General features: G+C 53.4%; 13 protein-coding genes. 4 read left to right on the forward strand and 9 right to left on the reverse strand.

The features are described from left to right. Positions 1–119 precede the first annotated feature (119 nt). Positions 120–929, forward strand: coding sequence for a sugar-phosphatase (yidA, locus tag DFO57_RS17715; RefSeq protein ID WP_013023994.1), 810 nt, complete (start codon positions 120–122; stop codon positions 927–929). A 109-nt stretch (positions 930–1038) separates the two neighbouring features. After that, positions 1039–2292 (forward strand): DUF3748 domain-containing protein, encoded by a 1254-nt coding sequence (locus DFO57_RS17720; RefSeq protein ID WP_110015555.1) that lies wholly within the window; start codon positions 1039–1041, stop codon positions 2290–2292. Here DFO57_RS17720 and DFO57_RS17725 read toward each other — a convergent pair. Continuing rightward, positions 2273–2635: a YceK/YidQ family lipoprotein gene (locus DFO57_RS17725; RefSeq protein ID WP_013023991.1), complete on the reverse strand. Its 363-nt coding sequence runs from the start codon at positions 2633–2635 to the stop codon at positions 2273–2275. The two genes, DFO57_RS17720 and DFO57_RS17725, sit on opposite strands and share 20 nt — an antisense overlap. Positions 2636–2917: 282 nt before the next feature. On the opposite strand from DFO57_RS17725, the gene ibpA reads away from it, so the two are divergent. After that, positions 2918–3334, forward strand: a complete 417-nt coding sequence (gene ibpA / locus DFO57_RS17730) for a small heat shock chaperone IbpA (RefSeq protein WP_014332924.1) — start codon at positions 2918–2920, stop codon at positions 3332–3334. Between the two features lie 187 nt (positions 3335–3521). Here ibpA and DFO57_RS17735 read toward each other — a convergent pair whose 3' ends face one another. Continuing rightward, positions 3522–4436 (reverse strand): Rpn family recombination-promoting nuclease/putative transposase, encoded by a 915-nt coding sequence (locus DFO57_RS17735; RefSeq protein ID WP_014604702.1) that lies wholly within the window; start codon positions 4434–4436, stop codon positions 3522–3524. Positions 4437–4967: 531 nt separating this feature from the next. Between DFO57_RS17735 and DFO57_RS17740 the strand changes: the two genes are divergently transcribed. Beyond that, entirely contained in the window at positions 4968–5906 is a 939-nt protein-coding gene (locus DFO57_RS17740) for an amidohydrolase (RefSeq protein WP_110015556.1), read from the forward strand. Positions 5907–5963: 57 nt separating this feature from the next. Here DFO57_RS17740 and DFO57_RS17745 read toward each other — a convergent pair whose 3' ends face one another. From DFO57_RS17745 to DFO57_RS17775, 7 genes are all read right to left on the reverse strand, one after another. Beyond that, on the reverse strand, positions 5964–6875 hold the full coding sequence (locus DFO57_RS17745) for an O-acetylserine/cysteine exporter (protein ID WP_013023987.1): 912 nt from the start codon (positions 6873–6875) through the stop codon (positions 5964–5966). Positions 6876–7042: 167 nt separating this feature from the next. Next, positions 7043–8293 (reverse strand): valine--pyruvate transaminase, encoded by a 1251-nt coding sequence (locus DFO57_RS17750; protein WP_013023986.1) that lies wholly within the window; start codon positions 8291–8293, stop codon positions 7043–7045. An 81-nt stretch (positions 8294–8374) separates the two neighbouring features. Then, positions 8375–9349: a glyoxylate/hydroxypyruvate reductase GhrB gene (gene ghrB, locus DFO57_RS17755; RefSeq protein WP_013023985.1), complete on the reverse strand. Its 975-nt coding sequence runs from the start codon at positions 9347–9349 to the stop codon at positions 8375–8377. Between the two features lie 71 nt (positions 9350–9420). Further along, a complete protein-coding gene (locus tag DFO57_RS17760; RefSeq protein ID WP_013023984.1) occupies positions 9421–10701 on the reverse strand; it encodes an MFS transporter in 1281 nt (426 codons plus the stop codon). 33 nt (positions 10702–10734) lie between these two features. Further along, positions 10735–11688, reverse strand: a complete 954-nt coding sequence (locus DFO57_RS17765) for a sugar kinase (protein ID WP_013023983.1) — start codon at positions 11686–11688, stop codon at positions 10735–10737. 9 nt (positions 11689–11697) lie between these two features. Continuing rightward, positions 11698–12447, reverse strand: a complete 750-nt coding sequence (locus DFO57_RS17770; RefSeq protein WP_014332930.1) for a sugar phosphate isomerase/epimerase — start codon at positions 12445–12447, stop codon at positions 11698–11700. 137 nt (positions 12448–12584) lie between these two features. Further along, entirely contained in the window at positions 12585–13610 is a 1026-nt protein-coding gene (locus tag DFO57_RS17775; protein ID WP_013023981.1) for a LacI family DNA-binding transcriptional regulator, read from the reverse strand. Positions 13611–13613 lie beyond the last annotated feature (3 nt).

Genomic DNA, 13613 nt, shown 5'->3' on the forward strand with positions numbered 1-13613 from the left:
CGGGGCAGAACCCGCTGCAACACGATAATGGTTTACGCGTGCTGTAAAGCGTCGACAAACTGGTCAATGTGAGCTGAATCGCGCTAGCATTGCAGTAAACCCGACACAACGAGGATGCTATGGCTATAAAACTGATCGCAATTGATATGGACGGCACGCTGCTTAATCCGCAGCATGAGATCACACCTGCGGTAAAAACCGCCCTGAACCGCGCCCGGGAAAAAGGGGTGTCCATTGTGTTAGCGACCGGCAGGCCTTTCGTTGGCATTGAGCGTTATCTGAAGGAGCTTGATCTGCAGGCTCACGGACAGTACTGCATCAGCAATAATGGCGCACTGGTTCATCAGGCCGAAGATGGCGAGGTCGTGGCGGATGTGACGCTGGGCTTTGACGATTATTTGTATGTCGAGAAGCTGGCGCGAGAACTGGGCGTACATTTTCAGGCCTTTGATAAATCCCACCTCTATACGCCAAACAAAGACATCAGCGAATTCACTATTCACGAAGCCAGCCTGACCGGTATTCCGGTACGTTATCGCGCAGTAGAAGAGATGGATCCCGCCACGCGTTTCCCGAAACTGATGATGATTGATAAACCCGGCCTGCTTGATGCGGCGATTGCAAAACTGCCTGAGCAGGCGCATCAGACTTACACCATCCTGAAAAGTGCGCCTTATTACCTGGAGATTCTCGATCGCAGGGTGAACAAAGGCTATGGCGTAAAAATGCTGGCAGAAAAACTGGGCCTGAAAGCGGAAGACGTCATGGCGATAGGCGATCAGGAAAACGATCTGGCCATGATTGACTACGCGGGCACTGGCGTGGCGATGGGCAATGCAATTGAGTCGGTGAAGAAAATTGCCCAGTTTATTACCAAAACCAACAGGGAAGATGGCGTCGCGCACGCGATTGAAAAATGGGTACTTTAATTCTTTTTTGACGCAGGATGAAACGGCGAGTGAAAGCACCTGACGCGGCCGTTTCATCGGTAAATACGCGCGTAACTTGTCTGAATATTACCGCTCACTGGATTTTGTCATGTCTGAAAAACAGATCACATTTGCATCACGCCATCATCAGTTGACTAACATCAACGTCTGGACAGCCGACAGCCAGTGGCTGGCATTTGATGTGCGGCCCTCCGGTGCCTCTTTTACCAGCCAGACCATTGAGCGGGTCAATGTCAACACCGGCGACGTGGAGGTGTTATATCAGGCAAGGGATGGCGCGCACGTTGGGGTTGTCACCGTGAGTCCGACATTGCCCCCACGTTACGTTTGTATTCATGGGCCTGAACATCCCGATGACAACTGGCAGTACGATTTTCATCATCGCCGTGGCGTGATCGTTGATAAGGGTCAGGCAGAAAATCTGGATGCATGTGACATTACTCCGCCCTTTACTGCCGGAGCCTTGCGGGGCGGCTCCCACGTACATGTTTTTAGCCCGGATGGGACACGTCTCAGTTTCACCTATAACGATCATGTGATGCACGAACGGGATCGGCGCCTCGACCTGCGTAACGTTGGCGTCGCCGTTCCCCTGCGGGCGGTTACGCCAGAAAAGCAGCACCCACGAGAATATGACGGTAGCCATTTTTGTGTGTTGGTCAGTGAAACCCACGTCAATCCGCAGCCGGGCAGCGATCAGATCAGTCGGGCATATGAAGAGGGATGGATTGGTAACCAAGGCTATCAAAAACCTGACGGTAGCTGGCAGCGCTGGGCCATCGCCTTTACAGGCGATACCCTTTCCGCTTCAGGCGAAAAGTGCCCTGAGGTGTTCGTGGTCGATCTGCCAGAGAAGCTGGAAGACTTCGCAAAACCCGGCTTTTTCCCGCTGGAAGGTAGCAGCGATCGTTTACCGGCTCCACCCGCTGGCGTCCGGCAACGTCGAATAACGACTACCCGGGGCCTGGCATCACAGCCTCGTCACTGGTTGCGCAGCTCGCCAGACGGCAGCAAAATTGCGTTTTTGATGGCGGATAACCAGCAGGTCATCCAGCTCTGGGTCGTGTCGCCCAATGGCGGCGAACCACATCAGGTGACCCGGCTTACCCACAGTATTCAGTCGGCGTTTAGCTGGCAGCCTCGCGGCGAAGCCATTGCCTTTATCAGCGACAACAGCGTTATGCGCTGCCATGTGGTAACGGGCGAGTGTGAGCGTTTAACGGTGCGAAGCAGTGAAGCACCGTATGGTGATGCGGTCGTCTGGTCACCAGACGGGAAGCAGATTGCCTTCATGCGTGAGATTGAGGGCTGGCGACAGTTGTTTACCGTTGCGGTTGCATAGTGGGCATGGGCTGGGCATGCGCCAGATTTTCTTCAGTGTGCGCCAGCTTTTCGCTCTGCAGCACCCGAGCGCGCGGAGAATCCAGGCTTTGGTCGCTGTCACTGCGATAGTAGTCCCATGGCAATAACAGCGTATCCATGACCGCAGAAAACGGCAGGTCAACCAGGGCCAGCGGCTTAAGCGCCCAACTGGTGTTACTGTCGGTCAGAATATCCGCGCTGGCGCGCGTGCCCGGATAATAGCCCTGGCTTGCTCCGGTATGCGACATCACGCTCGAACAGCCGCTTGAAACGACTGCGCAGCACATAACGCCAGCCAGCGGTAACCTTTTCATCATTTTCATATCGTCATCCCTTCAGTCCTGGTCACACCTGGCTGAGTTTGCTCGCCAGCGTACCTTCCCACCTGATAGTGAAGTCCGTTCTGGTCCGGCAATCTACCCCTGAGTGTATGTCATTTCACCGATTTGGCGAAAAAATTACGCACAGGCCCTTGAAAGGATGTTGTCCGCACCCATTTTTATAGCAGGCCGTTAAGGTTGCCGCCGTAAGGGGCAATGCGGTACGACACAACCTGTCCAATGGTGGAAGGTTGCCAAAACTTGCTGACATTCAGGAGTATTTTTATGCGTAACTTTGATCTGTCTCCACTTTATCGCTCTGCTATCGGTTTTGATCGCCTGTTCAACCTGCTTGAGTCCAATCAAAATCAGAGCAATGGCGGTTATCCTCCTTATAATGTCGAACTGGTTGATGAAAACCATTATCGCATTACCATTGCGGTGGCCGGCTTTGCCCAGAGTGAACTTGATATTACTGCCCACGACAACGTGCTGATCGTGCGCGGTGCCCACCCAGAAGAGCAGACTGAACGTAAGTATCTCTACCAGGGCATCGCCGAGCGTAATTTCGAGCGCAAGTTCCAGCTGGCTGACCATATCGTCGTACGCGATGCGCGTCTGGAAAATGGTCTGTTAAGCATCGATCTCGAGCGTCTGGTGCCTGAAGAAGCGAAACCTCGCCGGATTGAAATTCTGAAATAAAGCGGCCGTAATGGCTACGTCATTTTGAGAACGGCCACAGCCTACGTGCTGTGGCCGTTTTTTATAGCTACGATGGCAATAACGCGTCACTGAGAAGCGCCGCGGTCAGGGAAACTGACTGAAAAACAGGAGAACGCGCTAAATAAGGCAGGAATACAACCGCCCTGAACGACCAACTGCACAGAAATCAGTGTTGAATCTGCGCCAGTTCTTCCTCGCTCAGGCCTGTCATTTTCATTATGGTGTAAAGATCGAGACCATTCTGTAGCATGGTTCGCGCGACTTCACGTTTCCCTTCATCGCGGCCTCTCTGAATACCTTGCTCAAGGCCTTTCTGAATCCCTTTTTGTTCAAGCTGCTGTGCAATGGTCATTAGCGCGTCTCCATGTTGCGGCACCCGCAGGGCGAGTTCCTGAATGAAAGCCTCGACAGCCGGGGTTTCCCCCGCCTGCATGATATAATGTACCAATGATACGACCTGTGATGATGAAAGATAACCTGACAGCAGCACAGGAACAAGCCTGTCCATCAGATCGGCGAGATCGCGCTGATGGATATGCTTTTGTAACAGCGTCAGCGCAGCCATACTGCGATGGCCCGCTATTTCGTCATCCGATATTACCGTGACATCAACCAGCGGAAAGCGCGTGCTGTACAATTTACCGGCCAGCGCGGGATGGGTAAATTCATCCAGCCAACAGGTGGAATAAGGATATGGCCTGCGTCTCCCCATATAAAACAGTACGGGTATCACCAGCGGCAAGGCTTTATGGCCAGCTTCGAGATGGCGCTGCATTGCCGCTACCGCGTAGCGCAGGAGCCTGAACGCCATATGTTTATCGGGTGAAGACTGATGCTCGATCAACACATGAACATAACCCTCACCGCCTGCGGTTTTCAGGCTGTAAAGCACATCGCTAAAATATTGACGAAGATCCGCTTCGACAAAAGAACCTGACTCCAGCTTTAACGTATTGAGATCACAAACAGCGCGCAGCTCTTCAGGGAGATGAATATCCATAAAATCGCGGGCAATTTCGGGCTGGGTTAAAAATTGCCGGAAAGTCGCATCGTGCGGTGTTGGCGTAGTGTTTTTTTTCATCACATCCGGCCTGTGAATGATAATAAGCACAGCTCCACGGCCCGGAAGTAACGTTTGAGGCTGAGGAAATCGTGCAATTTTTCTGGTTTTTCATTGCCTTGGTGGATTGATACTTTCATCTCCCCGGAGGGCTGTCCAGGCTAATTATCTTTTCTGAGGAGTGCGTTCCATATTTATGCCTGCTGACCTGTCGTTAATAAATATAATGCCGCGCCGACTTCTATATTTAAACGCCCTACCAATGAAAATAATGACCACTCATGTGTGATAACCAATCATTTTATATGCTTCACGTAAAAACACGCATGCAATAACATCCCCTTCAACCCTGGCCATTCTCATCACTTATTTTCCTTAAAAATTTTCCTATAACATTTCATCACCTATACACTCACACAGGATTAAATTTATTTTTATAAATCATGCTGACCAAAAACGCTTAGCGATAAACTTAACCGTAACGACAGATTAGAATATAACGTTACACGACGATGCATTAAATACTCTTTCCAACATGTAAGGAGTCTCTTAATGGCTATAACCCGACGCTTTATATTACAGGCCGGCGGTGCGCTGAGTGCGCTAACGGTTTTTAACGCCCTCAGCAGCACACCTTTTAGCTCAGGAGAAAAACAACCTGTATTGAGCGTTCCCGAAGGCAGCGTGGACTGCCATATGCACCTTTATAACGATAAATACCCTGCTGCGCCCGGTGCCAGCTTACGGCCCGCCAATGCCTCTCTTGCCGACTACCACCAGTTACAAACCCGGCTGGGACTTCACCGCATGGTCATTGTCACACCTTCGACCTACGGCACAGATAACCGGCTTTTAATTGAGGGTCTCAGGCAGAGTGGTGGACAGGCAAGGGGCGTGGCCGTTGTCGACGCTTCGGTGAGTGATGCAGAGCTACAAGAAATGGACCGGCAGGGCGTGCGTGGTATCCGTTTTAATTTGAGCAGAGGGGGAACCTCTCTGGACAGTCTGGAGCCTCTTGCTTCTCGAATCGCACCACTGGGATGGCATATTCAGGTTGTTGCGCCCGGTGAAAAACTGGCTGAGCTGGCATCGCGCCTGAGAGCATTGCCGACAAAGCTGGTTATCGATCACATGGGACATGTTCCGCAACCCGAGGGGACAAAAGCGCCGTGTTTCCAGACATTAACCCGTCTTCTTGACGCGGGTAATACCTGGATAAAACTGTCTGGACCCTATATCAAGTCGCGCATCGGACCACCGGGTTATGAGGATGTCGGCCAGGTCGCTGCGGAACTGGTAAGGCGCCGGCCAGACCGCCTGTTATGGGGAAGTGACTGGCCCCATCCGACAAAAGCAGAAAATGATAAGCCCGATGATGCCGCTATGCTCGATTTACTGGCGCACTGGGCACCTTCGTCTGCGGACAGGTTGTTGATTTTGCGCGATAATCCATCAGATCTCTATGGCTTTGATCATCACGCCCACGGATAAACAATCAGAAAATGAGGTTGTATGCTCGTCAGAGGCCTGCAACCTCAGCCTGATACTTTAGATCTGCGGGCGCATAAACCACCGCTGCCTGATCATGCCACCAAACATATTCACCAGCAGGCCGACAATAATGACCGCAGCGCCGACAACCTGCTGGAGTGACAGCGTTTCGTTCAACAACAAGGCTGCACTGACGATTCCAACAACCGGAACCAGCAGAGAAAGCGGTGCCACGCGCCAGGTTTCATAACGGCTAAGCAGCGTACTCCAGATGCCATAGCCCAAAATAGTCGCGATAAAGGCCAGATAAACGAGCGCCAGTACCGTCTGCAGGTTAATCTGCGCCAGGCTACTGACTATCGCGGCTTTACCGTCGAACAGCAGCGAACAGCCAATAAAGGGGATAACCGGGACCAGTGCGCTCCAGACCACCAGCGACATCACCGGCACCGGATAGTGACGCGTAATGATCTTATTCGTGATGTTCCCCAGCCCCCAGGAGAATGCCGCTGCCAGCATAAGCATCATCGTAGTGAGCGTAATACCAGCCGCACTCTGGCCCACCATTCCTGAGGTCGCTAACAAAAAAATGCCCAGCGTGGCGATAATAATGCCCGCGATATGGTTCCAGCGGAGTTTCTCTGCCAGGAACAGCGCGCCGAGTAGCAACGTAAAGAACGCCTGGGCCTGTAGCACCAGCGAGGCCAGACCTGCGGGCATGCCCAGCTTGATCGCCAAAAACAGAAACGCAAACTGTCCAAAGCTGATGGTCATCCCGTAGAGTAAAATCCAGCGCAGTGGCACGGCAGGACGACGCACCAGCAAAATGGCAGGAAAGGCGACCAGGGCGAAACGCAGCCCGGCCAGCAGGAAGGGCGGCATATTCTGCAGGCCCAGTTTGATCACCACAAAGTTCACGCCCCAGGCAACCACCACGCACAGGGCCAACAGCATATCTTTTCCCGACACAGCACACTCCTTTTGCCCGTCTCAGGCCACAATAGCGCTGAGCTCAATCGCATCTATCGATAATGCAAAAACAGGTCTCGGCAGCCCCTCAATATCAGGTTGAGGCAGCGTGGCGTATAACCAGGTAACCTCACATAGGGCTGTCCGTGTTCAGACCGGGAGCAGGTCTAACTGTCCCGCCAGGCGTGCTCCACTTCCTCTGCAAGAATCTGTACGGCTCGTTCAATATTTTCCGCATCCGGCACGTAGTTCATACGCATGCACTGATGCGTGTGCGGCCAGTCATGTTCCAGCCCCGGGAAGAAAAAGTGCCCGGGCACCATCAGTACGCCTCGCGCCTTAAGCCGTTGATACAGCAGCTCCGTGCTGATCGGCAAATCGCGGAACCATAACCACAGGAAAATCGCCCCTTCGGGTTTATGTATCAGACAACGTTCTGCGGGCAAATAACGACGAATAATGTTAATCGTCTCCATGACTTTGCGCTGGTAGAAGGGTTTGATCACCCCTTCAGACAGCCGCAACAGATCGCCACGCTGGATCATTTCACAGGCGATAGCGGGCCCAATACTGCCCGGTGCCAGGCTGATAATGCCGTTCATGTTACTAATCGCCGTGATGGTACTTTCATCAGCGATGATAATTCCGCAGCGCGCGCCAGGCAGGCCGAGTTTGGACAGGCTCATGCAGAGAATGATATTGGGGTTCCACAAAGGCCGGACATCGCTGAAAATAATGCCCGGAAAGGGGACGCCATAGGCATTGTCGATCAGCAGCGGAACCTCATGCTGCTGCGCCAGCACATCCAGCTTCAGCAGTTCGTCATCGGTAATCACGTTACCGGTTGGATTCGTCGGGCGTGATACACAAATCAGGCCGACGTCATCATTCATGGGCAAATGTTCAAAATCGACGTGGTACTTAAACTGCCCTTCCGGCAGTAACTCAATATTCGGCTTGGCCGAAATAAACAGATCGTCATCCAGACCCGCATCGGCATAGCCCAGATATTCGGGGGCCAGAGGGAACAGCACGCGTTTTTTGCTGCCGTCACTGCGGCGCCCTGCAAACAGGTTAAACAGATAGAAAAACGCGCTCTGGCTGCCGTTGGTCAGGGCGATGTTCTGTGCAGTGATAGACCAGCCCAGTTGCTCTCGCAACATCGTCGCCAGCGCATCCAACAGCACCGCCTTGCCGCGAGGGCCATCGTAATTACACAAGGCCTCACTCAGTTTGCCTTCATCGTGCATATGCTGCAGCAACTGCTGAAAATAGTCGTTCATCTCCGGAATCTGCGCGGGATTGCCACCGCCAAGCATGATAGTGCCTGGCGTGCGTAAGCCTGCACCCATGTCTTCCATCAGACGTGAGATGCCGGAATGCTGAGTAAATTTGTCGCCGAACTGAGAAAAGGCCATAGCGGTTAAAAATTTGTAATGAATAATGGGAGAACCACCATAACGCCCGCTCCCGGCGGGCGCAATGGAAAGCCGTGGGGATTACGTCAGGACATGCGGATTAACGCAGTTTTTCTCTACATTGCCGTTAAGGGCTGCAATCAGGTTTTCAACCGCATCCTGCATCATTCCGTATCGGGTTTCGTGGGTCGCTGAACCAATGTGCGGCAGCGTCACAACATTCGGTAACGACAGCAGCGGCGAGTCAGTGGGTAAAGGCTCTTTTTCGAAGACATCCAGCCCGGCGGCGTGAATAGTGCCCTCCTGCAGGGCGGCAATCAGGGCGTTTTCATCCACCACTGGCCCACGGCCGGCATTGATCAGTACCGCACTGGATTTCATCAGTTTCAGCTGTTCCGCGCCGATCAAATGGTAAGTCTCTTCAGTCAGCGGCAGGCTGATGCATACAAAGTCGCTCTGTTTCAATAGCGTTTCCAGTTCACACCGTTCTGCGGCGAACTGTGACTCAGCCTGCGCGTGCTGGCGGCGAGCCTGATAAATAATTTTCATGCCAAAACCGAAATGCGCCCGCTGGGCCAGCGCCATGCCTATGCGGCCCATCCCCAGAATGCCCAACGTTTTGTGGTGTACATCAATACCAAAATGCGCCGGTCCGATGCTTTTTTGCCAGTTGCCAGCCTTGACCCAGGCATCCAGCTCCGGAATGCGGCGCGCGCTGCTGAGCACCAGCGCCATGATGGTGTCGGCGACCGTTTCAGTCAGCACCGTCGGCGTGTGCATCAGCACCACGCCTCGTTGATTTAACGCATCCACATCAAAGTTGTCATAGCCCACAGACACGCTTGAGCAGGCCCGCAGTCTGGGCATTTTTGCCAACAGATCGCGATTAACTTTGCCGCCCGAGCCCAGTAATCCTTCTGCCTCCTGTAGCGCTTTTTCGTGCTGCTGCTGGCTTTCTGGCGACAGATCCTTCATTTCAGTCACCGTGGCATGTTCAGCAAGACGCGCACGCAGATCGTCAGGCAATTTTTTGTATAGAATGACGGCGGGTTTCATCAGATAGCTTCCTGTAAATAGATGACGGGCAACGCTAAGGTCGCCCGGAGAAGAGGCTAACGCTTACGCTTTCAGGCCGGTTTCGCCCCATGAAGCGACGGCGCCTTATTTTGTGCAGGTTTGACGATAAGCGTCAGTACCACTGACAGCAGTAACGCCCCTCCCATAAAGATATAGGAGGCAGAAGGACTCCCGGTCGCGCCATTCAGATAACCCACAATCCATGAGCCGATAAAGGAACCCAGCGCACCCATACTGTTAATCAGGGCCATTGCGCCACCTGAAACATTACGTGGCAACATTTCCGGGATAATGGCAAAGAAGGGGCCATATGGCGCGTACATCGCAGCCCCGGCGATCACTAACAACGTATAGGATAGCCAGAAATTGCCCGATCCTACCAGGTAGGAGCCGAGGAAGGCCAGCGCCCCAATCAGCAATAAAGGCCAGACGAATAACTTACGGTTTTGGGTTTTGTCTGACGCCCAGGACACCAGCACCATTGCAATGGTCGCCGCCAGATAAGGCACTGCCGATAACCAGCCCGCCTCCACCATGCCCATTTGCGTACCGTTACGCAAAATTGAAGGTAGCCACAGCACGAAACCGTAAACGCCAATGCTCCAGGCAAAATATTGCATACAAAGAATGATCACATTGCGGTTACGGAAGGCTTCCCCATAGTTACGCACGGCCTTGATACTTTCCTGCTCTTTTTGCAACTCGGCCTGCAGCGCGGCTTTTTCGACCTCACTCATCCAGCGTGCCTGTGAGGGTTTGTCCTGCACCATAAACCACCAGGCTACGGCCCAGATAACCGCAGGAATGCCTTCAAAAATAAACATTTCCCGCCAGCCAAAGGCCTCAATCAGATAACCGGAGACCACTGACATCCATAATACCGTGACCGGATTGCCCAGGATCAGAAAGGTATTAGCCCGCGAGCGTTCAGATTTAGTAAACCAGTTACTGATATAAATCAGCATCGCAGGCATTACGGCCGCTTCAACCACGCCGAGGATAAAGCGAATGGCCGCCAGCATGGGAATATTACTGACTACGCCGGTCAGTGAGGCGCAGCCACCCCACAGAATCAGGCACCAGAAGATCAGTTTTTTTACGCTGCGGCGTTCGGCATAAATCGCGCCGGGTATCTGAAAAAAGAAATATCCCAGAAAGAACAAGGCGCCCAGTAGTGACGACATGCCTTTCGTGATGCCCAAATCGTCGTTAATGCCCGCTGCTGAGGCAAAACTAAAATTGGCACGGTCAAGGTAGGCAAGGCTGTATGTAATAAACACGATGGGCATGATGAACCACCAGCGTTTTGGCGCGATCGTCTGCGTTTTCATCGGGAACTCCTCTGTCTGTGTTTGAGGGCTGGGCTATGCATCGCCTAACTGCTGACGCGTCGGCAACCCTTCGCTGTCGCCAATAACCTGAATCGCCAGTGAACCTATTTTGTTACCCCGGCGGATCGCCTGCACCAGTGGCTTCCCTTCCAGCAACGCACTAATCACACCCACGGCAAAGCCATCCCCTGCCCCTACAGTATCGACGACGTTATCCACTCTCATCGCCTCCACCTGGCCCTGTTCACCGCTGGCCGTCTTGTACCAGGCCCCCTCACAGCCGGTTTTAATGATCACCGCCTTTACGCCCTTATCAAGATAAAAGTCAGCGATATCCTGCGGCTGGCGATAGCCAGTTAAGATATAGCCCTCTTTTTCGCCAGGCAGTACCCAGTCCGCGTATTCTGCTAACAGATTGAGCTGCTTGCGCATTTCGCCTTCGCTGCGCCACAGTACTGGACGCAGATTGGGGTCAAACGAAAGCGTTTTGCCTCGCGCCCGCATCTCTTTCGCAGCATGCTTTGTCAGCTCAAGTGAGCTGTCTGAAATCGCTGCTGCCACCCCGCTGAGGTGCAGATGACGTGCAGCGCCAAAATAGTCGTGATCAAAATCTGTTGGCGACAGATGACTGGCGGCGGAGCCCTTACGAAAGTACTCCACCAGCGGATCTGAACCGTCGTCGACTTTGGATTTCAGCTGGAAGCCGGTTGGATAGCGCGGGTCAACGGTCACCTGACGATGATCGATATTTTCCTTATCCAGCACCTGACAGATGAAGCGACCAAAGGCGTCCTGCCCCACGCGGCTCACCCAGCCCACTTTCAGCCCCAGTCGCGCCAGACCAATAGCGACGTTCAGCTCTGCGCCAGCGGCGCGCTTCACAAAGGTGTCTACTGCGGCCAAATCGCCCGTTTCACGGGCGACAAACATGGCCATGGCCTCACCGATGGTGATTACATCAAGCGTGCCGTTTGGATGGGTAGTCATATGTACTCCTCAGACGTTACGCAGCAGCGTCACATAATGGCGCGTCACCGCAATCAAATCGTCGCCTTCCAGCGGAAACTCAATGCCGCGAGGCACTGCTGCTGGCAACCTGTGTAACAGGCTTTGCCAGCCAGGGCCGGCATCATCCAGCGCGATGGCGCGGTAGCTTGTCCCCTGCGGCACCGCCGCTTTGACATGCACGTAACCCACATGCTCAGCCAGCAGACCAGCCGCCTGGATCGGGTCTTCACCTGTCCAGCACCAGTTACCCATGTCAAATGTCATGGTAATCGGCAGCGCCGCCTCACCGGCGGCCTTAAAGAACCCTACCATCGGTTGCTGTTTGCCGAAGCGGGTTTGATCGTTTTCCACAGTCAGGGGCACGCCATATTCTGTCATCAAGCCACGTAGCTTTTCGCTGTACAGCGCGCCCGTAAAGTTACCCAGCGCCACTTTCAGCCGCTGTGCATTCAACTGACGTGCTTCGGAAAAATAACCGTCCAGTAAGGGGTTAAGTTTGCCGTCCTCACAGAACAAGGTGTCGGGTACCGAATAACTGATGCGCAGCTGGTGCACCTGCGCTGCCTGCGCCAGCGCGGGTAAATGGGCTAACGTGGTCTCATCAAACAGTTCACGGCGGATTTCCACACCGTCGGCGCCCGCCTGCTGGATAAGGGGCAATAGCGCGGCCTGCCCGCCCAGCTCAGCAATCTGTTGATGACCATACGCGGCGGCCACGACGATGATTTCGGGCTTCATTACGACTCCTGATGTGAAAATCTGCATTAACGTTATAAAAACGTTAAATGGAACCGGTTCCAAAGCAAAGTAGCAAAATGCGGAAGTATGATCGTGCTCACGAAGCGAGCACGTAATCGAAGGGAAGAGTCTGAAAATCAGCCGAGGCGTTGGCTGGAACCGCGCACGATGAGTTCGCCTGAAAAAACCTGTTCACAAGGTGGATGGTCGTGCCCCTCAATACGGGATATAAGACGTTCGAGCGCGCGATAACCGATTTGCCAGGTGGGCTGCTTTAAGGTGGTAATACCGACGCCAGCCAACGCAGCCCATTCGAGCTCGTCAAACCCTAACAGGCCAATATCTCTACCCCAGCGCAGGGCAAGACGCTGCAGAGAATGAGCCACCTGCAAGGTCAGGGCGCCATTGGCTACCATTACCGCACAGCGTTTTCCCGCGTGCCGCTGATGAAAGTCGCGCAGAATCTTATCCATTATCCCGGGCTGGTGCAGCGCGACTTCCGCATTCTCATGGGCGATTGCGGGATGTGCAGCAAGACGTTGCCGAAACGCCTGCAGTCGCTCCCGGCGCGTATTCACGCTGCCTAAGGGTTCGCTGAGAAACAGCAGCGACTCATAACCGTTGTCAATAAGATGGGCTGTGGCCGTTTCTGCCGCTTCGGCATTATTCAACCCGACCACATCGCAGGGGAAATCAGGGATTTTTCGGTCGATCAGCACCATGGGCAGTAAAGACTGTTGTAGTCGGCTCAGTACCGCTTCATGCATGCCAACGGCGTTAACGACAATGCCCTCAACCTGATAGCTGCTCAGCAATTGCAGGTAATGTTGCTCCAGATCGACTTCGTTATTGGTATTACACATCAGTAACGTAAAGCCACATTCACGGCAGGCCGCTTCAATGCCACACATGACGTCTACAGAATAGGGATTGGTGATATCGGCGATGATCAGGCCAATGAGTCGGGTACGCCCCCGTTTCAGGCCACGTGCCATCTGGCTTGGCCGATAGTTAAGATCGCTAATCGCCTGCTCGATGCGCATTTTTAAATCGGCAGAAAGCAGATGTTGCTCGCCGTTTAAATAGCGCGAGACGCTGGTTTTACCGGTTTTTGCCGCATGAGCAACATCGCTGATAGTGGCGCGAGGCGGCCTGATTTTCATAAA

The organism is Pantoea sp. AG702, assembly GCF_003182295.1.
GTDB classification, from domain to species: Bacteria; Pseudomonadota; Gammaproteobacteria; order Enterobacterales; family Enterobacteriaceae; genus Pantoea; species Pantoea ananatis.

Coding starts and splice junctions, on each gene's coding strand:
- ghrB (WP_013023985.1), bottom strand. CDS start 9,349: ATGAAACCCGCCGTCATTCTATACAAAAAATTGCCTGACGATCTGCGT.
- ibpA (WP_014332924.1), top strand. CDS start 2,918: ATGCGTAACTTTGATCTGTCTCCACTTTATCGCTCTGCTATCGGTTTT.
- DFO57_RS17725 (WP_013023991.1), bottom strand. CDS start 2,635: ATGAAAATGATGAAAAGGTTACCGCTGGCTGGCGTTATGTGCTGCGCA.
- DFO57_RS17765 (WP_013023983.1), bottom strand. CDS start 11,688: ATGACTACCCATCCAAACGGCACGCTTGATGTAATCACCATCGGTGAG.
- DFO57_RS17750 (WP_013023986.1), bottom strand. CDS start 8,293: ATGGCCTTTTCTCAGTTCGGCGACAAATTTACTCAGCATTCCGGCATC.
- DFO57_RS17720 (WP_110015555.1), top strand. CDS start 1,039: ATGTCTGAAAAACAGATCACATTTGCATCACGCCATCATCAGTTGACT.
- DFO57_RS17740 (WP_110015556.1), top strand. CDS start 4,968: ATGGCTATAACCCGACGCTTTATATTACAGGCCGGCGGTGCGCTGAGT.
- DFO57_RS17775 (WP_013023981.1), bottom strand. CDS start 13,610: ATGAAAATCAGGCCGCCTCGCGCCACTATCAGCGATGTTGCTCATGCG.
- DFO57_RS17735 (WP_014604702.1), bottom strand. CDS start 4,436: ATGAAAAAAAACACTACGCCAACACCGCACGATGCGACTTTCCGGCAA.
- DFO57_RS17770 (WP_014332930.1), bottom strand. CDS start 12,447: ATGAAGCCCGAAATCATCGTCGTGGCCGCCGCGTATGGTCATCAACAG.
- yidA (WP_013023994.1), top strand. CDS start 120: ATGGCTATAAAACTGATCGCAATTGATATGGACGGCACGCTGCTTAAT.
- DFO57_RS17760 (WP_013023984.1), bottom strand. CDS start 10,701: ATGAAAACGCAGACGATCGCGCCAAAACGCTGGTGGTTCATCATGCCC.